Origin of the sequence: Actinoplanes ianthinogenes, assembly GCF_018324205.1 — a bacterium.
In the GTDB taxonomy this organism is placed as follows: Bacteria; Actinomycetota; Actinomycetes; order Mycobacteriales; family Micromonosporaceae; genus Actinoplanes; species Actinoplanes ianthinogenes.
On sequence record NZ_AP023356.1, the window covers coordinates 7,667,379 to 7,690,720 of the forward strand.

The following is a 23,342-nucleotide window of genomic DNA, read 5'->3' on the forward strand; positions in this document are numbered from 1 at the left end:
TCCACGATGCAGGAAAACGATGATCAATGCATCGGTGTTGTCGCCGATCGGGCGAGCCGGGCAGCGAGTCCGTCCACAAAGGTGAGCAGGGCGAACTCGAAACTGTCCCGGTCCACCGCGTCGGCGTGCTCGCGCAGCCGGTGCGCGTCGCCGAGCGCCGGGTAGCGATCCAGGTAGACCTGCACGTCGTCGACGAAGCCGCGCGAGAACGAGCCCATCGCGGCGCCGACGACCAGATATTTCGTCGAGGCGCCGATCATCGTGGCGTCCCGGGCCGGCCAGCCGGCGGCGACCAGGCCGCCGTGCACCGCGTCGGCGCGGCGCAGCGAGGCGTCCCGCTGGCCGGGGCCGTGCGCCAGGAACGGGACGATGTTCGGGTGCTCGGCCAGGGCGGCGCGGTACGACCGGGCCCAGCCGAGCAGGCCCTCGCGCCAGCCCCGCGTGAACGCGGAGACGTCGACCCGCTCCATGATCTCGCTGGCCACGTCGTCGAGCAGCTGCTCCTTGGTGGGGTAGTGGAAGTAGAGCGCGGGGGCGCTGACGGTGAGGGACGCGGCGAGTTTCCGCATGCTCAAGCCGTCCAGCCCCTCCTGGTCGATGATCTCCAGTGCGGCAGCCCGGATGTTCTCTCGGCTGAGCAAGGGGGTGCTGGGCCGGGGCATGTCTCCTCCGGGGATTGAGCAATCTAACGCCGTTAAGTTAACATGACCCGAGAAACCTGACAGCGTTCAATTTAGGAGCCGGCCGTGGACCTCACCCTCGCGGAGGAGCAGGAGCAGCTGCGGGACCTCGCCCGGGACTGGGTGGAGCGCGAGGTCGTCCCGCACGCCACCGAGTGGGACCGTGCCGAGCAGGTCGACCCGAAGATCGTCGGGAAACTCGCCGAGCTGGGGTTCCTCGGCCTCGGCATCGACGAGGAGTTCGGCGGCTCGGGCGGCGCCTTCCTGGACTACGCGCTGGTCATGGAGGAGCTGGGCCGCGGCGACACCGCGGTGCGCGGGATCGTCTCGGTCACCCTCGGCCTGGTCGCCAAGACCATCCAGGCGTACGGGACCGACGAGCAGAAACGGCGCTGGCTGCCGCGGTTCTGCTCGGGCGAGACGATCGGCTGCTTCGGGCTGACCGAGCCGGGCACCGGCTCCGACGCCGGCAACCTGACCACCCGCGCGGTCCGCGACGGCGACGACTGGCTGATCACCGGGGAAAAGATCTTCATCACCAACGGGACGTGGGCCGGAGTGGCGCTGATCTTCGCCCGCACCGGCGGTCCCGGCCCGCGCGGCGTCACCGCGTTCCTGGTCCCCACCGACCGGGCCGGCTTCAGCCGCCGCGAGATCAAGGGCAAGCTCGGCCTGCGCGGGCAGGCCACCGCCGAGCTGACGCTCGACGCGGTGCGCGTCGCCGACTCGGAGCGGCTCGGCGCGGCCGGCACCGGCTTCAAGATCGCGATGTCCGCGCTGGACAAGGGCCGGATCGCTGTCGCTTCCGGTTGTGTGGGCCTGGCGCGAGGCTGCCTCGAGGCCTCCCTTGCGTACGCCGGGGAGCGCACCCAGTTCGGCAAGCCGATCGCCACGTACCAGCTCGTGCAGGAGATGCTCGCGGACATGGCGGTGGAGACCGACGCCGCCCGGCTGCTCGTCTGGCGCGCCGCCGACCTGGTCGATCGCGGGCAGCCGTTCGGCACCGCCGCGTCGATGGCCAAGCTGTTCGCCAGCGAGGCCGCGGTCAAGGCCGCCAACCAGGCGATCCAGGTGTTCGGTGGGTACGGGTACGTCGACGAGTTCCCGGTCGGCAAGTTCATGCGGGACGCCCGGGTGCAGACGCTCTACGAGGGCACCAGCCAGATCCAGAAGTTGCTCATCGGCCGTGCGCTGACCGGGATCAGCGCTTTCTAAGAACAAGGGAGTTCTCTCTATGAGCCGGGTAGCCATCGTCACCGGGGCCGCGCGCGGCATCGGCGCGGCCACCGCACTGCAGTTCGCGTCCGAGGGCGCGGCCGTCGCCGTCCTCGACCTGAACGAGGCCGACTGCGCCGACGTGGTCGGCCGGATCCAGGCGGCGGGCGGCACCGCGATCGCGCTGGGCTGCGACGTCGCCGACGAGGCGCAGGTCGACGCGGTGGTCGACAAGGTCGCCGCCGAGCTGGGCAGCGTCGACGTGCTGGTCAACAACGCCGGCGTCACCCGGGACAACCTGTTGCACAAGATGTCCGCCGGTGACTGGGACATGGTGATGAACGTGCACCTGCGTGGCGCGTTCCTGTGCAGCCGGGCGGCCCAGCGGCACATGGTCCCGCAGCGCTCCGGCAAGATCGTCAACACCTCCAGCGTCTCCGCGCTGGGCAACCGGGGGCAGGCGAACTACGCTGCGGCCAAGGCCGGCATCCAGGGCCTGACCCGGACGCTCGCCATGGAGCTGGGCCCGTTCGGGATCAACGTCAACGCGGTGGCGCCCGGTTTCATCGTCACCGAGATGACGGACGCGACGGCTGCTCGGATCGGTGTCTCCGCTGCCGATATGCAAGCCAAGGCAGCCGAGATCACCCCGCTCCGGCGGGTCGGCCGGCCCGAGGACATCGCCAAGGTCGTCGCGTTCCTGGCCAGCGACGCCGCGTCGTTCGTCACCGGCCAGACCCTGTACGTCGACGGCGGACGCCGTCTCTAGTCATCGCTTGAGGGATTCTGATGCGCCGCACGATTTTCAATGAGGACCACGAGGCTTTCCGGGCGACCCTGCGGGACTTCCTGCAATCCGAGGTGGTGCCGCACTACGACGACTGGCTGCACGAGGGCGAGGTGCCGCGCGACTTCTACAAGAAGCTCGCCGAGCTCGGCCTGTTCGGCATCGAGGTGCCGGAGGAGTACGGCGGCGCCGGCATCAACTCGTTCAAGTTCGCCGCCGTGCAGTACGAGGAGACCGCCCGGGCCGGCGTCTCGTTCGGCGGCTCCGGCGTGCACGTCGCCCTCTGCCTGCCGTACCTGCTGAACCTCGCCACCGAGGAGCAGAAGCAGCGCTGGCTGCCGCCGTTCGTCAGCGGCGACATGATGTTCGCGATCGCGATGACCGAGCCGGGCACCGGGTCGGACCTGGCCGGCATGAGCACCACCGCCAAGCTGACCGAGGACGGCCGGCATTACCTGCTGAACGGGGCGAAGACCTTCATCACCGGTGGCGTCCTGGCCGACCGGGTGATCGTCTGCGCCCGCACCTCGCCGCCGAAGCCGGACGACCGGCGCTTCGGCATCTCGCTGCTGGTGGTGGACACCAAGCTGCCCGGGTACTCGGTCGGCCGCAAGCTCGACAAGCTGGGCCTCAAGACGTCGGACACCGCGGAGCTGGCGTTCCAGGACGTGCTGGTGCCGGTGGAGGATCTGCTCGGCGAGGAGAACAAGGGGTTCTCGTACCTCGGGCAGAACCTGCCGCAGGAGCGGCTCGGCATCGCGTTCGGGGCGTACGCGCAGGCCGCGGCGGCGGTCGAGTTCGCCAAGCGGTACACCCAGGAGCGGAAGGTGTTCGGGCAGGCGGTCGCCTCGTTCCAGAACACCAAGTTCGAGCTGGCCGCGTGCCAGGCCGAGGTGGACGCGGCGCAGGCGGTGGCCGACCGGGCGCTGGAGGCGCTGGACGCGGGCGAGCTGACGGCGGCCGAGGCGGCTTCGGCGAAACTGTTCTGCACCGAGGTGGCGCACCGGGTGATCGACCGCTGCCTGCAGTTGCACGGTGGGTACGGTTTCATCAACGAGTACCCGATCGCCCGCCTCTACGCGGACAACCGCGTCAACCGCATCTACGGCGGCACCTCCGAGGTGATGAAGATGATCATCGCGAAGGACATGGGTCTGTAAGCGCCGGCCGGGAGCCCTCGTCGCGGAGGGCTCCCGCACGGGTGCTCAGGCGGTGAGACGCGCCAGCACCACCGGAGTGTCCACACCGGACCACCGGCCGGTCAGGGTCGCCTCGCCAGGGGTGGCGGGGGCGCCGGGCCGGCGGAGGATCTCCGGGGCGCCGGAGGCCTCGGGCGAGCCGCTCCCACGCAGGAACAGGGACGGCTGGCGGATCACCACCTCGCCGTCGCCGTGCACCTCCTCGGCCGCCTGGGTGCCGCCGGTGCGGATCACGTCGGCCAGCACCGCCGCGAAGACCGGGTCGCCGGCCGCGTCATAGACCCAGCGGGTGCCCAGCACGGAGTGCTCGGTGGTGCCGATCAGGAACTCGTCGGCACCGTCCAGCGGGGCGCCGCGGTACGTCAGCGGGGTGTGCAGAACCGGTCCGTCCCCGACCTGGACCAGCATGATCTCCAGGCCGACCGCGCCGGCCGGGTCGTCCAACCGGCCGGCTGCGACGCGAGTCACATCCGGGTCGGAGGGGCCGGAATACCAGCTCTGGGCCGGCAACCAGCCGCTGAGCAACTCCAGTTTCGTCGGGCGGATGTCCGCCTTGTGCAGCAACGCCATGCCGCCCACCCTAAGGTCACGGGTTGCACGGCATGAGGAAGGGCACAGTTGCGTGGCCGAGTGAACATGGCACGGGTTCCTCAGCGTCTTCCGGTCTGAGGACTCACCGACGGCAAGGACGCACGCATGGGGACGAGCACGTTGTTTCGGGCAGTGGCCACCGGCACCCTGGTGACGGTGATGGCCGGCTGCAGCGCCGGTGGCGGTCATGCCGCCGCGAGTCCGACGTCCGCGCCCGCGACCAGCGCCGCCGCCCCGAGTCTCGACCCGTCCGCGTCGGCCCCGGTGGCCCAGGCCGGCACCCCGGAGGCGGTCACCGCCGCCCTGGCCGCCCTCCCGGAGAATCTGCGGCGCCGCGTCCCGCAGTTCCCGCCGCCGCCGCTCCCGACCAAGGTGACCCTGCCCACGGACGGCAAGGCGGGCATCTTCAAGAGGATCCCCACCACCGAGAAGATCGCCTTCATCACCATCGACGACGGCTGGCAGAAGGATCCGATGGCCGCCAAGCTGTTCCAGGCGGCGAACGTGCCGATCACGCTCTTCCTGGAGGTGAACGCCGTCGACCCGGACCCGGAGTATTTCAAGCCGCTGCAGGCCGCCGGCGCCACGATCCAGAACCACACGGTCAGCCACCCCACGATGACCTACCTGGGTTACGACGGCCAGAAACGCCAGATCTGCGAGGGCGCCGACCGCCTGGCGAAATATTACGGCGAGCGCCCGACGCTGTTCCGCCCGCCGGGCGGCTCCTACAACACCACGACCCTGCGCGCCGCGCACGACTGCGGGATGAAAGCGGTCTTCACCTGGACCGAGACCACCGACCACGGCAAGGTCTTCTACCAGCAGGATCCGCACGTGGTGCAGCCCGGCGACATCATCCTGATGCACTTCCGGCCGCGCTTCGTCGACGATTTCCTGGCCGTGCTGAAAGCCATCCACAAGGCCGGACTCACCCCGGCCCGGCTGGAGGACTACGTTCCCTGACCCGGCGTCAGAACCGGGCCGGGGTCAGGTGCCGGTTCAACGTCTCCAGGGCGGCGAGGGCCTCGGCCAGGGCTGCCGGCGACGTGGCGGCGGTGCTGCGGGAGGTGACCGATCGGCCGGTGCTCATGCTCGGGCTCAGCTGAGTCCACTTTGGTCACGGGAAGGTCACGAACGTCATCGAGCGTAGTGACTTCCATACGGATCGATCGGAGGATCCCGGGAGGAGTGCCCGGACATCCCTTCCGGCGCCGATCCTGCGGAGGACCCACACGTGAGACAACCATCCCGCTGGGGCCGACGAACCTTCACCTCTGTCCTGGCGATCGGCCTCGCGGCCGGCGTGACGACGGTGAGCGGTTCGTTGCCGGCCACGGCCGCGCCGGCGCCCGTGTCCGAGGACAACGCGCCCGCCACCGAGGACGTCACACCCAAGGACTCACCGGCCGACACTCTCGGCTCGCACGACGCCGGGCTGCTCGCCGAGGCACAGGCCGAGCACCGCCCGAGCGTCACCGTCATCATCGCCACCGACCAGGGCAGGACCGCCGACGTCGCGACCCGCGTGAAGGGGCTGGGCGGCACGATCGCCCGGCAGTTCGACCAGGTGGGCTACGTCCTGGCCACGGTGCCCACCGGCAAGGTACTGAACACCGCGAAGCTGCCCGGCGTCGCGGGCGTCGACCTGGACGAGACCGTGCAGGTGCCGAAACCGGACCTCACCGGCGACGCGAGCGCGGCCAAGCAGGGCAGCCCTCCCAGCGGCCCGGGCGCGAGCACGCCGGCCGACAACCCGTACCTGCCGGTCGGCGAGACCGGGTCGGTGGACTTCAAGCGCAAGCACCCGAGCTACGACGGGCGCGGCGTGACCATCGGCATCATGGACTCCGGCGTCGACCTGGCGCACCCGGCGCTGCAGACGACCACCACCGGGGAACGGAAGATCGTCGACTGGGTCACCGCGACCGACCCGCTGGTCGAGAACGACCTGACGTGGCGGGCCATGCGTACCGCGGTGACCGGCCCGACCTTCACCTACCAGGGCGCGACCTGGACCGCCCCGGCCGGCAACTGGCTGATCAACCGCTTCAGCGAGTCGATCACCGCGGCCTCCGAGCCGGCCGGTGACGTGAACCGGGACGGCGACACCACCGACGTGTGGGGCATCCTCTACGACCCGGTCAGTCATGACATCCGGGTCGACACCAACCAGAACTTCGACTTCACCGACGACGCCGTGATGCGGCCGTACAAGGAGAAGTTCGACATCGGCTGGTTCGGCACCGACAACCCGGCCACCCCGGTCGCCGAGCGGATGCCGTTCGTGGTCGAGTACCGCGAGGACGTCGACCTCACCCCGGCCGGCCTGCCCGGCCAGGTCGCCGACTTCGTGAACATCGGCATCCCGGAGGGCCTGCACGCCAGCCACGTGGCCGGCATCGCGGCCGGCAACGACCTGTTCGGCAACCGGAACTTCGACGGTCAGGCGCCGGGCGCGAAGATCGTCTCCGCGCGGGCCTGCTCGTGGGGCGGTGGCTGCACCGCGGCCGCCCTCACCACCGGCATGGTCGACCTGGTGGTCAACCGGCACGTCGACGTGGTGAACCTGTCGATCGGCGGCCTGCCCGCGCTGAACGACGGCTCCAGCGCCCAGTCGCAGCTGTACCAGCAGCTGATCACCAAGTACGGCGTGCAGCTGTTCATCTCGGCCGGCAACTCCGGCTCCGGCGTCAACACCGTCGGTGACCCGTCGGTCTCCACCGACGCGGTCAGCGTCGCCGCCAGCGTCTCCAAGGAGACCTGGCTGGCCAACTACGGCTCGGTGACCCGCAAGCCGCTGCAGTTGTTCCCGTTCTCGTCGCGCGGCCCGCGTGAGGACGGCGGCTTCAAACCGAACCTGTCGGCGCCCGGCTCGGCCATCTCAGCGGTGCCGACCTGGGAGCCGGTGGCCGGCCTGGACACCGTCGGATACACCCTGCCGAACGGTTATGCCATGGAGAACGGCACGTCGATGGCCGCCCCGCAGGCCACCGGCGGCGCCGCGCTGCTGCTCTCGGCCGCCAAGCAGAACAAGCTCACGGTCAGCCCGGCCCAGCTGCGCCGGGCGATCTACTCGACCGCGGACACCATCCCCGGCGAGCAGGCGTACGAGCAGGGTTACGGCCAGCTCGACGTCCCGGCCTCGTGGAAGCTGCTCACCAAGATCTCCGACGTGCGGTCCTACACCGCGTCGGCGCCGGTCTGCACCCCGCTCGCCCCGTACCTGAGCACCCCGGGTGTCGGCACCGGCATCTACAACCGGTGCGCGGCCTCGGAGGGCGGGTTCACCGCCGGGCAGAGCAGGTGGGTGTCACTGTCGCTGACCCGCACCAGCGGGCCGAACCGGCTCGTGCTGCACCGGCTCCGCTGGGAGGGTGACGACAAGGCCTTCCTGTCCACCCCGGTCGTCGCGCTGCCGCTGAACAAGACGGTCACGATCCCGGTCCGGGTGACCGCCGGTCGCGGCGTCACCAGCGCGCTGCTCACGGTCGACGACCCGGCCACCCCGGCGGTCGACTTCGAGGTGCTCAACACCGTGGTCACCGGGACCGAGGCGAAGGCGCCGTCGTACGCCAACACCTTCTCCGGCGCCGTCGACCGCAACTCCACCACGTCGTTCTTCGTCACCGTGCCGGCCGGCGCCACCTCGTTGCAGGTGGACCTCGGCGGGATCGCGGCCGGCTCGCAGACGCGGTGGATCGCGATCAACCCGTACGGCGTGCCGGTCGAGCCGACCTCCAGCCCGTACTGCTACACCAACTACTCCGACCCGGCGACCTGCAAGCCGGAGGAGCGGTCGTACGACAACCCGCTCCCCGGCGTCTGGGAGCTGGAGGTGGAGTCCCGCCGCACCTCGCCGCTGCTCAGCAACCCGTTCGCGCTGACCGCCAAGGTGCAGGGCGTCACGGTCGAGCCGGCCACGGTCACCCTGCCCAGCGTGCAGGTCGGCGCCGCCACCCCGGCGAGCTGGACGGTCACCAACCGGTTCGGCCCGATCAGCATCATCCCGAAGGGCGGCCCGCTGGGCAGCTCGCTGACCCAGCGGCCGAGCATCGCGCAGGGCGGCGTGCAGGACTACACGGTGGTCGTGCCGGCCGGGGCGACCCGGCTGACCGTCGCCATCGGCAACGCCGCCGACCCGGCGGCCGACCTGGACCTGTATCTCTACGACGCGAACCACGTGGAGAAGGGCCGGTCCGCGGACGGCGACTCGGAGGAGGCGGTGACGCTCAACGCGCCGGCTCCGGGGACGTACACCGTGGAGATCCAGGGGTATTCGGTGCCCGCGGGCACGACCGAATATGACTACCAGGACACCTATTACAGCCCGGCTCTCGGCGAACTCAGCGCGCCGAGCACACCGGTCGCGCTGGGTGCCGGGGCGAGTGCCACGATCACCGGCACGGTCACCGTGGCCGCGGTCCCGCCGGCCGGCCGGCACCTGTCCGGTCAGGTGACGTTCGAGACCGACGAGGGCGCGGTCGTCGGCCGTGGCACCGTCACCATCGAGAGCGTCACCGGATAAACGGTCTGGCCACCACCTCCTCCGCCTTGCGCGCCGCGATCAGGATCGGATCCCAGACCGGCGCGTAAGGCGGGGCATAACCCAGGTCCAGCCCGGTCATCTCGCTGACCGTCATCCCGTTCCACACCGCGACCGCGAACGCGTCGATCCGTTTCGCGGCCTCGGCGCGCCCGACGATCTGCGCGCCGAGCAGCACCCCGGTCTCCCGCTCGGCGATCACCTTGACCGTCATCGGGACCGCGCCGGGGAAGTAGCCCGCCCGGTTGGTCGACTCGACCGTGGCGGTCACCGCGGCGAACCCGGCCTGGGCTGCCTCCCGGGAGCTCAGGCCGGTGCGGGCCACCTCCAGGTCGCAGAGCTTGGTGACCGCGGTGCCGATCACGCCGGGGAAGGTCGCGTACCCGCCGCCGATGTTGATGCCGGCGACCCGGCCCTGCTTGTTGGCGTGCGTGCCGAGCGGGACGTGCACCGCGCGCCGGCTGATCCGGTGGTGCACCTCGGTGCAGTCGCCGGCCGCCCACACCCCGTCGGCCGCCCGCTGCCGCAGGTCGGTCCGGATCCCGCCGGTCGGGCCGAGCGGCAGGCCGGCCGCCTCGGCCAGCTCGGTGTTGGGCCGCACGCCCAGGCCGATCACCACGACGCCGGCCGGGATCGCGCCGTCGTCGGTGGCCACCGCCCTGATCCGGCCGTCCGCCGTCTCCAGGCCCTCGACCGTGACGCCGGTGCGCAGGTCGATGCCGAGGCCCCGGATCGACGCGGCGACCAGCGCGCCCATGTCCGGGTCGACGGTGCCCATCGGCTGGTCGGCCTTCTCCACCAGGGTCACCCGGAGTCCGCGATTGATCATCGCCTCGGCCATCTCGACGCCGATGTAGCCGCCGCCGATCACCACGGCGTCGGCCGGTTTCTCCCGGTCCAGCCAGTCGCGCAGGGCGCTGCCGTCCTCCAGGGTCTGCACCCCGAACACGCCGCCCGCGTCGGTCACCGCCCACGGTGGCCGGACCGGGGTCGCGCCGGTCGCGTAGACCAGGTGGTCGAAGTGCTCGTCGGTGCTGCGCCCGGCGTCCCGGTCGTGCACGGTCACCGTGCGCGCGTCCAGGTCGATCCCGGTGACCTCGTGCCGGGTCCGCACCTGGATGCCGGCGGTGCGGAACGCCGCCGGGTCACGGGCGATCAGCGCGTCCGGGCCGTCGACCAGGCCGCCGATCCAGTACGGGATCCCGCACGCCGAATACGACACGAAGCGGCCCATCTCGAAGGCCACGATCTCCAACTCGTCCGGCCCACGCCGGCGCCGCGCCTGCGCCGCCGCCGACATGCCCGCTGCGTCCCCGCCGATCACGATCAGTCGCACCCGCCCATTGTGCCCGGATCCGTGCCACGGTTTCCGGCGGATTTCCGCTTGGTTATTGCCTCATGCATCGGCCTGAATCTATGGTGAGCCGCAGCCGTCGAAGCGCTTCGATAGTCCCGGTCCCGATCAGCGAGGGAGATCTCCATGCTCGGAAGACGCGGTCTGGCCTTGCTGGCCGCCGCCCTGCTCACGGCTCCGCTGACAGCCACCCCGGCGCACGCCGCCGACCCGCTCCCGTTCCGTGACCCGCACCTGCCGCTCCAGGCCCGCATCGACGACCTGGTCGGCCGCCTGACCCTGACCGAGAAGCTCTCGCTGCTGCATCAGTACCAGCCGGCCATCCCGCGCCTCGGCCTCGCCGTCTTCAAGTCCGGCACCGAGGCGCTGCACGGCGTGGCGTGGTCCAACGACTACCACGCGGGCGGCGCCAAGACCGACGCGACGGCGACCGTCTTTCCGCAGGCCGTCGGCCTGGCCAGCACCTGGGACCCGGCGCTGATCGAGCGGATCGGCTCGGCCGTGGGCGACGAGGCGCGCGGGATGCACGCGCAGAACCCGACCGTGTGGGGCCTGAACCTGTGGGCGCCGGTGGTCAACCTGCTGCGCGACCCGCGGTGGGGACGCAACGAGGAGGGGTACTCCGAGGACCCGTTGCTGTCCGGGACGATCGCGACCGCGTACGGGCACGGGCTGCAGGGCGACGACCCGCAGCACCTGAAGACGGCGCCGACGCTCAAGCACTACGCGGCGTACAACAACGAGACCAAGCGGGACCAGACGTCGTCGAACGTGCCGCAGCGCGTGCTCAACGAGTACGACCGGGCGCCGTTCCGGATCCCGTTGCAGGCCGGCGCGGCGACCGGCGTCATGTCCTCCTACAACCTGATCAACGGCCGGCCGGCCACCGTCGACCCGGACCTCGCCGGCCTGGTCCGCGGCTGGAGCGACCAGCGGCTCTACAACGTCACCGACGCCTGGGCGCCGACCAACCTGACCGGCTCGCAGGCGTATTTCGCCACCCAGGCCGAGGCGGACGCGGCCGTGGTCAAGGCCGGGCTGGACAGCTTCACGGTCGACGACACCAACGGCGAGCCGACCGTCACCGCGCTGCAACAGGCGCTCGACCGGGGGCTGCTCACCGAGACGCAGGTGGACACGGCGGTCGGCGACGCGCTGAGCATCCGGTTCCGGCTCGGCGAGTTCGATCCGGACGGCGGGCCGTACTCCACGATCCCCGCCTCGGTCGTAGACAGCCCGCAGCACCGGCAGCTCGCCCGGGAGGCCGCGGCCGACGCGATGGTGCTGCTCAAGAATTCCTCCGGAATTCTGCCGATCAGGGCGGGCGGCTCGGTCGCGGTGGTCGGCCCGCTCGCGGACACGCTCTACACCGATTGGTACGGCGGACAGCTTCCGTACGCGGTGACCGCGCTCGACGGCATCACCGAGCGCGCGTCGTCCACGGTCAACGCCAACGGCGCCGACCGGATCGCGCTGAAGGACGTCGCCACCGGCCGCTACGTCACCGCCGCCGACCCGGACGCGGTCACCGCCACGGCCACCTCGGCCGACGCCGCCGCCCAGTTCGACTCGGTGGACTGGGGAGACGGGGTGTCCACCCTGCGCAACGCCGCCACCGGTAAGTACCTCGCGTACAACTGGGGGCCGTTCGTCACCCACGACACCGCGCCGACCGGCTGGTTCGTGCAGCAGCAGTTCAAGGTGGAGGACCAGGGCGACGGCACGGTGGTGCTGCACTACGCCGGTTACGAGACGCAGGAGAGCTGGTTCGGCGCGAACGTCTACGTGACCGTCGGCGCCGACGGCAAGCTCGGTCTCGGCTCGGCGACCGCGGCCGGCGCGGCGCACTTCACCAAGGAGGTGCTGGTCGACGGCGTGACCACGGCCGCCGCCGCGGCGGCGAAGCAGCAGACCGCGGTCGTGGTGGTCGGGACCAACCCGTTCGTGGCCGGGCGCGAGGCGCACGACCGCACCGGGCTGAGCCTCGGCGCGCGGCAGGCGGCGCTGATCAAGGCGGTGCGGGCGGCGAACCCGCGGACCGTGGTGGTGCTGCAGAGCAGCTACCCGATCGCGCTGGCGACGCAGGGTGTGCCGGGCGTCGTGTGGACGACGCACGCCGGCGCGGAGACCGGGCATGCGCTGGCCGACGTGCTGTACGGCGACGTCAACCCGGCCGGTAGGTTGACGCAAACATGGCCACAGTCAACTGTTGACTTGCCTCCTGATCTGAATCAATACGACATCGTCAAGTCAAGACAGACCTATCAATACGTCAACACGAAGCCGCTCTACCCGTTCGGCTACGGCCTGTCGTACACGTCGTTCCGGTACTCCGGGCTCAAAGCCGGTGCCGGCGGGGTCACCGTGACCGTCACCAACACCGGCAAGCGGGCCGGCGACGAGGTCGTCCAGCTCTACACCCACCAGCGCACCTCCCGCGACGTCACCGCGGGCAAGACGCTGCGTGGCTTCCAGAAGGTGCATCTCGCGGCCGGGCAGAGCCGGACCGTCACGTTCACGCTGACGCCGCGGGACCTCGCGCACTGGGACGTCACCCGGCAACGGTGGGTGACCGAAACCTCGACCTACGACGTGCTGGTCGGCTCCTCGTCCGCCGACATCCGGCAGCGGGTGGCCCTGCCGGTGCGCGGCGAGACCATCCCGGCGCGTGACCTGTCCGCGCTGACCAGGGCGGAGGCGTTCGACGACTACTCCGGCGTCAAGCTGCTCGACGAGAGCAAGGCGAGCGGGACGGTGGTCGGCGCGGTGGCGGCCGGTGACTGGATCGCGTTCCGGGACGCGGCGCTGCGCGCGGGCAAGACCTTCACGGTACGGGCAGCCGGCGCCGGGACGGTGCAGGTCCGCCTGGGGTCACCGGCCGGGCGGCTGCTCGGGACGGCGACGGTGGCGGACACCGGGGGCGTCTACGCGTACGCCGAAGTGTCCGCCCCCGTCGCGGCCGTGAGCGGCCGGCAGGACGTCTACCTGGTGCTCAGCCCGGGGTTGCGAGTGGCGTCCTTCCGGATCCGATGAGACTCGCGGCGGGAATCGGATGGGAGCGGGTTCCCGCCGCGATCGGCGTGCGGCGTCCGGGTGTCCTGCGCACCCGGGCGTCGCACGCCACCCGGTCACGTCGTGGCTCGGGGCGTGATCGTGCAGGTGGTTAGGATCGGCGAGGGGAGCGCGGTCTGGTGAGTGCGGATCGGGGAACGTGGGGAGGCGCAGTGCCGACGATCAACGACGTCGCCCGGGCGGCCGGTGTGTCGCCCAGCACGGTGTCGTACGTGTTGAGCGGCCGCCGCCCGATCTCCGCGGAGACCCGGGCCCGGGTCCAGGCCGCGATCGCCGAGCTCGGCTTCCACCCGCACGCCGGCGCCCGCGCCCTGGCCAGCAGCAAGACGAATGTGCTCGCCCTGGTCGCACCGCTGCGCGTGGACGTCAACGTCCCGGTCATCATGCAGTTCGCCACCGCGGTGGTCACCGCGGCCCGCACCCACAACCACGACGTGCTGCTGCTGACCAAGGACGAGGGCACCGCCGGCCTGGAGCGGGTGGCGCACAGCACCATGGTCGACGCGCTGATCCTGATGGACATCGAGCGCGACGACGTGCGCCTGCCGGCCATCCGCCGCCTCAAGCAGCCCTCGGTGCTGATCGGGCTGCCCGCCGACCACGCCGGCATCGCCTGCGTCGACCTGGACTTCGAGGCCGCGGCCGCGCTCGCGCTGCGGCACCTGGCCGGGCACGGGCACCGGCGGATCGGGCTGGTCGGCCCGTCCCCGGCGGTCTACCAGCGGCAGACCACCTATGCGGACCGGTTCCTCACCGGCTTCCTGCGCGCCTCGGCCGACCTGGGGCTGCGCACCGCGACCCACCCGACCGAGCCGGGCACCGACGGCGTCCGGGCCGCGCTCGCCGACCTCGACACCGAACTGCCCGGGCTGACCGCGCTGGTGGTGCACAACGAGGAGGCGCTGCGGCCGCTGCTCGACCTGCTGCACGCCGCCGGCCGGCGGGTGCCCGAGGATGTCTCGATCGTCGCGATCTGCCCGCGGGACGTGGCGACGAGCATGCCGGTCAACCTGACCTCGATCGACATCCCGGCGCACGACGTCGGGACCATCGCCGTGGAGACGGCGATGCGGCTGCTGGACCACCGCCGGGTGGAGTTCACCCGGCTGCTCGAGCCGAGCCTGGTCGAGCGGGACAGCTGCCGCGAAATCCCGCCGTCACACCGTTGACATCCGTGTCGCTCGTTTCATAGCGTCTGCGGCAAGGCCGTTGTCGAAGCGCTTCGACGTTTCCCGCGTGATCGTCGAAGCGCTTCGACAATCGCATCACCCTGTCCCCGGCTGGCGCTCAGGGCCCCTTGCCCCGGCCGGACAAGGGCCCTGAGCGCCAGCCGGATCCCGACTCCTCAGCCAGTCCCCCTGGGAGGACATCCACATGATCACTTCACGGCGCGGCCTGCTGGCCGGCGCTTTTGCGATGACCACGGCACTCGCGCTCGGCGCGTGCGGCGGCAGCGGCGACTCCTCCGACGAGGGCGCCGACGCCAAGACCCTGACCCTCTGGCACTACGAGGGCCCGACCAGCGCGATGGGCGTGGCCTGGAACAAGGCGATCGAGATCTTCAAGACGAAGCACCCCGGCGTCGAGGTGAAGTTCGAGGAGAAGAGCTTCGAGCAGATCCAGCAGAACGCCCAGATGATCCTCAACTCGGACAGCGCGCCGGACATCCTGGAGTACAACAAGGGCAACGCCACCGCCGGCCTGCTCTCCAAGCAGGGGCTGCTCACCGACCTGACGGACGAGGCGGCCAAGCGCGGCTGGGACAAGAAACTTTCCGCCAGTCTGCAAACCACGGCGAAGTACGACGAAGACGGCATCATGGGCAGCGGCAAGTTCTACGGCGTGCCCAACTACGGCGAGTACGTCATGGTCTATTACAACAAGGCGCTGTTCGACAAGTACAAGGTCACCGTGCCGGCGTCGCTCGCCGAGTTCACCGCCGCGATGGACACCTTCGTCAAGAACAAGGTGACCCCGCTCGCGGTCGGCGGCGCCGAGTACCCGGCCCAGCAGATCTTCTACGAGCTCGCGCTCTCCAAGGCCGACCGGGCCTTCGTCGACGACTACCAGCTGTACAAGAACAAAGTCGACTTCAACGGCCCGGTGCTCAGCTACGGCGCCACCACCTTCGCCGACTGGGTGAAGAAGGGTTACATCAGCAAGGACTCGGCCGGCATCAAGGCCGAGGACATGGGCGTCTCCTGGGAGCAGGGCAAGTTCCCGATCCTGGTCTCCGGCAGCTGGTGGTACGGCCGGTTCGCCAGCGAGGTGAAGAACTTCGCCTGGGGCACCTTCCTGTTCCCCGGCAACACCCTGCACCCCGGCTCCAGCGGCAACCTGTGGGTCGTCCCGGAGAAGAGCAAGGCCAAGAGCCTGGCGTACGACTTCATCGACATCACCATGTCGCCCGAGGTGCAGAACCTGCTCGGCAACAGCGGCGGCGTCCCGGTGGCGGCCGACCCGTCGGCGATCACCGACCCCAAGAACAAGGAGCTGATCGAGAACTTCACCAAGCTCACCACCGGCGACGGCCTCGCGTTCTACCCCGACTGGCCGGCGCCGGGCTACTACGACGTGCTGGTCGCCGGCACCCAGGGCCTGATCAACGGGTCGAAGACGCCGCAGGCGTTCCTCGACGAGATCGCCAAGCCGTACAACGAGAACCTGGCCGACCTCGGCAAGTGAGCAGGTCGTGGGCGGCCTGGAAGGGCCGCCCACGACGGAGAAAGGTTCCAGGTCGTGAAGAATCGTGGCTACGCCGTCTATCTGATCCCCGGGATCGTCGCCTCGACCGCGGTGATCATCGTCCCGCTGGTGATGACGGTCTACATCAGCTTCACCAAGTGGACCGGGATCGGCAGTCCCCGCTGGGTCGGTCTGGAGAACTACACCCGGCTCTTCGCGGACGCCAATTTCTGGGCCTCGTTCGGGCACATCATCCTGCTGATCATCGCGATGGCGGTGGTGCCCACCTTCGTCGGCCTGGTCCTGGCCGCGCTCCTCTTCGACTACGTCGCCAAGCGGTTCTCCGACCGGTGGGCCTCGGCGCTGCGCTCCGGCTACTACCTGCCGCAGGTCCTCCCCGTGGCGGTCACCGGCATCATCTGGGGCTGGATCCTGCACCCGGGATACGGCGCGCTGAACCGGATCCTGGAGTCGGCCGGGCTCGGCTCGCTGGCGCACAACTGGCTCGGCGACCCGGAGTACGCGCTGTACAGCGTGATGGCCGTGATGATCTGGTTCCAGCTCGGCTACCCGATCGTCATGTTCATGTCCGGCCTGCAACGTATCGACCCGGAGCTCTACGAGGCGGCCGACCTGGACGGCGCGTCCTGGTGGCAGCGGTTCCGGAAGATCACCGTCGCGATGATCCGGCCCGAGCTGTACGTGGTGCTGGTGACCACCACCATCGCGTCCCTCAAGATCTTCGGGCAGATCTTCGTGCTGACCCGGGGCGGGCCGAGCAACGCGACGCTGGTGCCGTCCTACTTCGCCTACAAGAACTTCTTCGAGAAGGCCCAGGTCGGGTACGGCTCGGCGATCTCCACGGTGCTGACCGTGCTGATCGTCGTCCTCGCCGTCGTCTTCCTGCGCCTGCAGAACCGTGCCGAGCGGAGCTGACCACCGATGACTGTCACCGCCACTCGGGCGCCGGAACGTCGTACCGAAGAAAAACCGACCCTCCGTGAGCGGCGGCCGGGCCGCTTCCTCATCCTCGCCGGCCTGCTCGTCCTGCTCCTGCTGATGGTCGCGCCGCTGCTGGTGGTCGCGGTCAACGCGGTCAAGAGCCCGGCCGACTACGCCGCCGGCGGACCGCTGTCACTGCCCGATCACCTGTACTGGCGGGGCATCGTCGACTTCTGGAACCGGGTGGACTTCGGGCTCAAGCTCTGGAACAGCTTCATCACCAGCCTGGTGGTGGCGGTGCTGGGCGTGATCCTGTCGGTGTTCAACGCGTACGCGCTGGGCATCGGCCGGGTCAGGGGACGGATCTGGTTCCTGGTGTTCTTCCTGGTCGCCAACCTGTTGCCGCAGGAGGTGCTGGTCTACCCGCTGTACTACCTGTCGAAGCAGCTCGGCCTCTACGACAGCCTGTTCTCGATCATCATCATCTTCACCGTCGTGCAGAGCGCCTTCGGCACCTACCTGCTCACGTCGGTCTACACCGAGTTCCCCAAGGAGCTGCTGGAGGCGGCCGCGATCGACGGCGCGGGCAGGTGGCGCGCGCTCTGGCGGGTGGTCGTCCCGGTCAGCCGGCCGACCCTCGCCGTGCTGTTCACGTTCTTCTTCATCTGGACCTGGAACGAGTTCTTCCTGCCGCTGATCTTCCTGATCTCCAACGACAACCAGACCGTCCCGGTGGCCCTCGGCGTCCTGCAGGGCGACCGGATGATGGATGCCACGACCACCAGCGCCTCCGCGCTGATCGGCATCATCCCGGCGATGGTCTTCTTCCTGATCTTCCAGCGGACTCTCACGCGCGGCATCGCCGCCGGCGCCATCAAGTGATCTTGAGAAAAGGACACGCATGAAGTTCACCGACGGCTACTGGCGTAAGCGCGACGGCCTCACTGTCCTGCACCCCGTCCACTACCAGGACAGTGTCCCCGGGCCGGAGTCGCTCACCGTCTACGCCGCCACCAAGCGGATCCAGGACCGGGGGGACACCCTCGACGCCCCGTTGATCACGGTCACCCTGTCGGCGCCGATGGACGACGTCATCCGGGTCACCATCGAGCACTTTCAGGGTGGCGTACCGAAAAATCCGGTTTTTTCGATCGCTTGCTCCCCGGCTGACGTCGCGGTGTCCGAGACCTCCTTCACCTCCGGCGCGCTGACCGCCCGGATCAACACCGGTGACAACTGGGGGCTGGACTTCCTCGCCGACGGCAAGCGGATCACCGGCAGCGGCTGGAAGGGGATGGGCATCGTCTCCGGTGACGCCGGCGACTTCGTCCACGAGCAGTTGGATCTGGGGGTCGGCGAGGTCGTCCACGGGCTCGGCGAGCGCTTCGGGCCGCTGATCAAGAACGGCCAGAGCATCGACATCTGGAATGAGGACGGCGGCACCAGCTCGGAGCAGTCCTACAAGAACGTCCCGTTCTACCTCACCAGCGCCGGGTACGGCGTCCTGGTCGACCACCCCGGCAAGGTCTCCTTCGAGGTGGCCTCCGAGATGGTCACCCGCACCCAGTTCAGCGTGGCCGGGCAATCGATGTCTTACCTGGTCATCCACGGTCCGACGCCGGCCGACGTGATCCGCAGGTACACCGCCCTGACCGGCCGGCCGGCGCTGCCCCCGGCCTGGTCCTTCGGCCTCTGGCTGACCACCTCGTTCACCACCTCCTACGACGAGGAGACGGTGAACAAGTTCGTCGACGGGATGGCCGACCGCGACCTGCCGCTGAGCGTGTTCCACTTCGACACGTTCTGGATGCGCGAGTTCAACTGGTGCGACTTCGAGTGGGACACCCGGATCTTCCCGGACCCGCCGGGCATGCTGAAGCGCCTGGCCGGCAAGGGGCTCAAGGTCTGCCTCTGGATCAACCCCTACATCGCGCAGCGTTCGCCGCTGTTCGCGGAAGGAAAGGCCAAAGGCTTTCTGGTACGCACTGCCGACGGTGCCGTGTGGCAGTGGGACCGGTGGCAGGCCGGGATGGCGCTGGTCGACTTCACCAACCCGGACGCCCGCGAGTGGTACGCGTCCAAGCTTCGTGCCCTGGTGGAGATGGGCGTCGACGCGTTCAAGTCGGACTTCGGCGAGCGGATCCCGGTCGACGGCATCGTCTGGCACGACGGGTCCGACCCGGAGCGGATGCACAACTACTACACGCAGATCTACAACCAGGTCGTCTTCGACGTGCTGCGTTCTTCTCGCGGCGAGGGTGAGGCCGTTCTCTTCGCCCGCTCGGCCACGGTCGGCGGGCAGCAGTTCCCGGTGCACTGGGGCGGGGACAACACCGGCACCTTCGAGTCGATGGCGGAGAGCCTGCGCGGCGGGCTGTCGCTGATGTCGTCCGGGTTCGGCTTCTGGAGCCACGACATCGGCGGCTTCGAGGGGCTGCCCGACCCGGCGGTGTTCAAGCGGTGGGTGGCGTTCGGGCTGCTCTCCTCGCACAGCCGGTTGCACGGGTCGAAGTCGTACCGGGTGCCGTGGAACTTCGACGAGGAGTCGGTGGACGTGCTCCGCTCCTTCACCCACCTGAAGTACCGGCTGATGCCGTACCTGTTCGGCGCGGCCCGCGAGGCCCACCTGACCGGCCTGCCGGTGATGCGGCCGCTCATCCTGGCCTTCCCGGACGATCCGTCGGTGACCTATCTGGACCGGCAGTACATGCTCGGCGGGGATCTGCTGGTCGCCCCGGTGTTCAGTGCCTCCGGCGAGGTGTCGTACTACGTCCCGGCCGGCCGATGGACCCACTATCTGACCGGGGCGGTCGTGGAGGGCCCCGGCTGGGTCCGCGAGACGCACGACTTCTTCAGCGTGCCGCTGCTGGTCCGCCCGGGCGCGGTGATCCCGGTCGGCGCCCGCCAGGACCGCCCGGACTACGACTATCGCGACGGCGTGACGCTGCGCCTGTTCTCCCCGGCGGAGGGCCGCACGGCCGTGGTCGTCCCCGGCCCGTCCGGCGCGGACACGGTCTTCACGGTCGTCCGCGAAGGCGACGCCGTCCGTGTCGGCCGCAGCGGCGAGGCCCTGCCGTGGCGCGTCCAGCTCGGCGGCGCCGTGACCGAACTGGCCGCGGACCAGGACAGCTGCACCCTGACCCTGGGCTAGCAGCACCGGTGACCGGCGGAGCCCACCAGGCTCCGCCGGTCACTCCCGCAGGCGGCGGAGGCGGTCCATCAGCCCGGCGACCGCCGCATCGTCCGGGAATACCGCGCGGACCTGTATCGCCGCGGCTGCCACCGCATTCCGCACCCGCACGCGGCCGGACCCGAGGATGCGCTCCAGCACGTCCACGGCGGTCTCCGCGGTGACCCGGTCGTCGCCACGGAGCCGGGCCAGGACCAGTGACGCGTATCGGAGGTAGTCGTCGTCCTCCCACGGTGGAAAGTCGGAGGCGGCGATCTCGGCGCAGCGCCGGTAGCCCTCGGGCGACGGACGCACCCACAGATCCAGCAGAGCGTGCACGGCGGACGGCATGGTGTCCTCGGACACCCGCACGAAGGTGTTGACGGCGATGTCCAGCGCGCCGGCCAGCGGCTCCAACGCGTGACTGAGCACATCCGTGTCGGGGTCGCAGAGCAGGTTGGCGCGGCGGCGGATCAGCTCCGGAGCGAGGTTGTGATAGGTCGACGCGAGATAGGGGCTGTCCCGCGTCACCCCGAACGTCCAGGTCGCGTCGATGGACGGGGCACCCTGTCCCACGGACAGGCGCAGCCGCAGGTCGCGCCGGTCGCCGTCCCAGAACCGTTCGGCGTCGATCGTTTCCGACAGGCTGGTCCAGCCGTCCGGGCCGAGCTGAGAACACCACAGCATCGCCTGGGCGCGCCACGCGTGCACCACGTCCGGGTGCCCCGGGTAAAGGTCGCTGGCCCGGACCGGGCCGCCGGCACTGAGCAGGAGCAGCAGCAGGTTCGCGGAGTAGGCCGCATATCGTGCCGGCTCGCCCGGGGAGGCCGGCCGGTAGCCGGCGTACCGAGTCCCGGGCAGGGTGTGGTCGACGGTGCGGTAGAGCCGGGTCAGCACCGTCTCCAGCACCCGCCGCTCGCCCGGATCGGCCGGGCCCGCCATCGCCTCCAGGAACTCGATGATCGGCCCCCGCAGACTGAGCGACTGGAACGACAACAGCGCGCGCAGAAGATCGTCATCGGCCCGGGCGGAGCCGAACGGCATGGTCGAGGCGCCCTCCCGCGCGGCCATGTCGCGCAGCACCAGGCAGATGAACCGGGCGACCAGGAACTCGCCGAAGGTGGCGTGCAGGAACTCGTAGGTCTCCAGGCGGGCATCGTCCTGAGCGGCCCGTGCCCGGTGGATGAAGAAGAACCGGCCGAGCGTCAGCTCCGCGCCGCCCAACGGGGTGCGCAGGCCGGCCCCGGCCGGGGAAGGGCTCGGGCCGAGCAGGGCCGCCAGATCCTGCTCCAGGTCACTCTCGGTCACCCAGAGGGCGGCCCGATTGATCATCGCGAACGCCACCACCGCGAGTCGCTGCAATTCGTTCTCGACGGCCGCCGGCAGGTCGTGATCCGGGAGATCGGGCCGGTGCTTGACGATCTCGCGGGACGCGAAGGTGCGCAGCAACTGTTCGTAGAGCTGATGGGCGCGCAGCTCGCCGCCGAGGCGCTGCAACGCGTTGCCGTCCGCGTCGTAGAGGGCGAGCATGAGCAACAGCAGTGGCTGCGCGGCGAGGCCGCGGTGGGCGAGCACCGCCTCGGGGGCGAGCGGCGCGAGGCCGCGGGCGGCGAAGGCCGGCGCGTTGAGGGAGTTCCAGACCCCGAGCCAGGCGGTGATCCGCTCCTCGTCGAACGGCTCCAGGCGCAGCGCGACGGTCTTCTCCGGCGTGCGGGCCCGGTTGGCGACGGCGGTGCGGCTGGTGACGATCACCGCGACCGGACGGCCCTGCTCAGCCTCCCGCTCCTGGAAGCGGGCCACCCGCCTCAGGTAGTCGGTCTGGCTCACGCCGATCGCTTGCAGCAACTCGTCGAAGCCGTCCAGCAGGATGACCGGCATCGCGTCGCCGGCCGAGCGGGCCAGGGCCGGCCACTCCACCCGATCCCCGATGGCGTCCCGGACGGCGTGTTCGATCTGGTTCTGCACGCTGTCGGCGGCGGGCACGTCGCGCAGGACGACCCGGACCGGCAGGAAGTCGGCAGCCGGCAGCCGGGCGGCGAGGATCCGGGTGAGGACCGATTTGCCGGCGCCGGGCTGACCGAGAATCAGCAGGGGAGCGTCGACGGCCTGCGGTGAGGTCAAGTGCCCGATCAAGAACTCCTGCAGATCGTCCCGCACCGGGAAGTCGTCCCACCAGGACTCCTCGCTGATCGGGGTGGCCGCGGCGACCGAGGCGGCCCGGAAGCGGGGTGGCACGTAGCCCTCGGCCAGCGCCGGTACCCGGATGCCGTCGGGCACGTCGCCGGACTCGACGATGAGCCGCCCGAGGTCGGCGCGGTAGGCGCGGGCCAGACCCTGTCGGCGCTGGTCCGGGGCGCGGCCGGTGGAGATCGCTTGCAGGGTCTCCTCGAGGCCGGCCAGGGCGGCCCGGGTGGCTCGGTGTTCCCGCTGGCTCACCCAGCAGGCCACCTCGGGGAAGTCCGCGGCGAGGCGGCGGAACGACTCCTCGTAGCGGGAGCAGGCGCGGCCGGGCACCTCGGCCAGCGCGTCCGCGAACTGCTCGCGCCGGCTGTCGGACCATCGCTCGCCGACGGCGAGGCCGGTGGTGAACCGGCTCAGCGCCCGAGCCATGGAGCGGTAGTGGTCGTGCAGACGCGCCCGGTAGTCCTCGGGCGCCTCCTGCGGCGAGGGGAGCAGCAGGTCGGCCTCGTTCAGCCGGCCCCAGAACTCGTCGGCGGGAGAGACCGGAACGTTGCCGACGCCGGCGAGGCGCAGCTGCTCGCCGCTGCTCAGTCCCAGGTCCCGGAACGGGATCGGCAGGTCGGCCCCGGCCAGGGCCTCGAAGAACGCGGCGACCACCAGGACCGTGTGGGCGGCCTCCAGCCGCCGGGTCCGGCTGTGGCGGGACAGGCCGCCGCGCCGCTCGGAGAAGGCCCGCACCAGTTCATGGCTGAGACGGACGAGCTCCGCCTTGGCGTCGAAGAGTCCCAGCAGCGCGGGGACCGCCGGTGTCGCGGCGAGCAGCAGCCCGCCGGTGAGCTTGTCGAGGGCGGCGACGACCTTGCTGTCCTGGCCGCCGAGCAGCCGGACCGCTTCCGAATAGCTGGGGGACCGAGCCATGTC

The 23,342-nt window shown here is 70.3% G+C and carries 15 protein-coding genes; 11 read left to right on the forward strand and 4 right to left on the reverse strand.

The annotated features are described in order from the left end of the window. Positions 1-23 precede the first annotated feature (23 nt). Entirely contained in the window at positions 24-662 is a 639-nt protein-coding gene (locus tag Aiant_RS34660; protein WP_189333846.1) for a TetR/AcrR family transcriptional regulator, read from the reverse strand. 84 nt (positions 663-746) lie between these two features. Between Aiant_RS34660 and Aiant_RS34665 the strand changes: the two genes are divergently transcribed. The 3 genes from Aiant_RS34665 to Aiant_RS34675 are packed head-to-tail and all read left to right on the forward strand — an operon-like array spanning position 747 to position 3,842. Next, positions 747-1,895 carry an acyl-CoA dehydrogenase family protein gene (locus tag Aiant_RS34665; protein WP_189333847.1) on the forward strand — a complete coding sequence of 383 codons (1,149 nt, stop codon included), beginning with the start codon at positions 747-749 and terminating at the stop codon, positions 1,893-1,895. A 19-nt stretch (positions 1,896-1,914) separates the two neighbouring features. Then, positions 1,915-2,664: a 3-oxoacyl-ACP reductase FabG gene (gene fabG, locus Aiant_RS34670; RefSeq protein ID WP_189333848.1), complete on the forward strand. Its 750-nt coding sequence runs from the start codon at positions 1,915-1,917 to the stop codon at positions 2,662-2,664. A 20-nt stretch (positions 2,665-2,684) separates the two neighbouring features. Beyond that, positions 2,685-3,842, forward strand: coding sequence for an acyl-CoA dehydrogenase family protein (locus Aiant_RS34675; protein ID WP_189333849.1), 1,158 nt, complete (start codon positions 2,685-2,687; stop codon positions 3,840-3,842). Positions 3,843-3,887: 45 nt separating this feature from the next. On the opposite strand, the gene Aiant_RS34680 is transcribed toward Aiant_RS34675, so the two are convergent. Next, the gene (locus tag Aiant_RS34680) at positions 3,888-4,451 is read right to left on the reverse strand and encodes a CG0192-related protein (RefSeq protein ID WP_189333850.1); all 564 of its coding nucleotides are present in this window, start codon (positions 4,449-4,451) and stop codon (positions 3,888-3,890) included. 126 nt (positions 4,452-4,577) lie between these two features. On the opposite strand from Aiant_RS34680, the gene Aiant_RS34685 reads away from it, so the two are divergent. Beyond that, entirely contained in the window at positions 4,578-5,438 is an 861-nt protein-coding gene (locus tag Aiant_RS34685) for a polysaccharide deacetylase family protein (protein ID WP_189333851.1), read from the forward strand. A 271-nt stretch (positions 5,439-5,709) separates the two neighbouring features. Next, positions 5,710-9,000, forward strand: a complete 3,291-nt coding sequence (locus tag Aiant_RS34690; protein WP_189333852.1) for a S8 family serine peptidase — start codon at positions 5,710-5,712, stop codon at positions 8,998-9,000. Here Aiant_RS34690 and Aiant_RS34695 read toward each other — a convergent pair. Further along, positions 8,990-10,318 (reverse strand): FAD-dependent oxidoreductase, encoded by a 1,329-nt coding sequence (locus Aiant_RS34695; protein ID WP_229830870.1) that lies wholly within the window; start codon positions 10,316-10,318, stop codon positions 8,990-8,992. The two genes, Aiant_RS34690 and Aiant_RS34695, sit on opposite strands and share 11 nt — an antisense overlap. Before the next feature lie 180 nt (positions 10,319-10,498). On the opposite strand from Aiant_RS34695, the gene Aiant_RS34700 reads away from it, so the two are divergent. From Aiant_RS34700 to yicI, 6 genes are all read left to right on the forward strand, one after another. Then, positions 10,499-13,405 carry a glycoside hydrolase family 3 protein gene (locus Aiant_RS34700; RefSeq protein ID WP_189333854.1) on the forward strand — a complete coding sequence of 969 codons (2,907 nt, stop codon included), beginning with the start codon at positions 10,499-10,501 and terminating at the stop codon, positions 13,403-13,405. 191 nt (positions 13,406-13,596) lie between these two features. After that, positions 13,597-14,613: a LacI family DNA-binding transcriptional regulator gene (locus tag Aiant_RS34705; RefSeq protein WP_189333855.1), complete on the forward strand. Its 1,017-nt coding sequence runs from the start codon at positions 13,597-13,599 to the stop codon at positions 14,611-14,613. Positions 14,614-14,818: 205 nt separating this feature from the next. After that, entirely contained in the window at positions 14,819-16,129 is a 1,311-nt protein-coding gene (locus Aiant_RS34710; protein WP_189333856.1) for an ABC transporter substrate-binding protein, read from the forward strand. 54 nt (positions 16,130-16,183) lie between these two features. Further along, positions 16,184-17,065, forward strand: a complete 882-nt coding sequence (locus Aiant_RS34715; RefSeq protein WP_189333857.1) for a carbohydrate ABC transporter permease — start codon at positions 16,184-16,186, stop codon at positions 17,063-17,065. Positions 17,066-17,071: 6 nt separating this feature from the next. After that, positions 17,072-17,953: a carbohydrate ABC transporter permease gene (locus tag Aiant_RS34720; protein ID WP_189333858.1), complete on the forward strand. Its 882-nt coding sequence runs from the start codon at positions 17,072-17,074 to the stop codon at positions 17,951-17,953. Positions 17,954-17,972: 19 nt separating this feature from the next. Further along, the gene (gene yicI, locus Aiant_RS34725) at positions 17,973-20,222 is read left to right on the forward strand and encodes an alpha-xylosidase (RefSeq protein ID WP_189333859.1); all 2,250 of its coding nucleotides are present in this window, start codon (positions 17,973-17,975) and stop codon (positions 20,220-20,222) included. Positions 20,223-20,261: 39 nt separating this feature from the next. On the opposite strand, the gene Aiant_RS34730 is transcribed toward yicI, so the two are convergent. Continuing rightward, positions 20,262-23,339: an NACHT domain-containing protein gene (locus Aiant_RS34730; RefSeq protein ID WP_189333860.1), complete on the reverse strand. Its 3,078-nt coding sequence runs from the start codon at positions 23,337-23,339 to the stop codon at positions 20,262-20,264. Between the last annotated feature and the right edge of the window lie 3 nt (positions 23,340-23,342).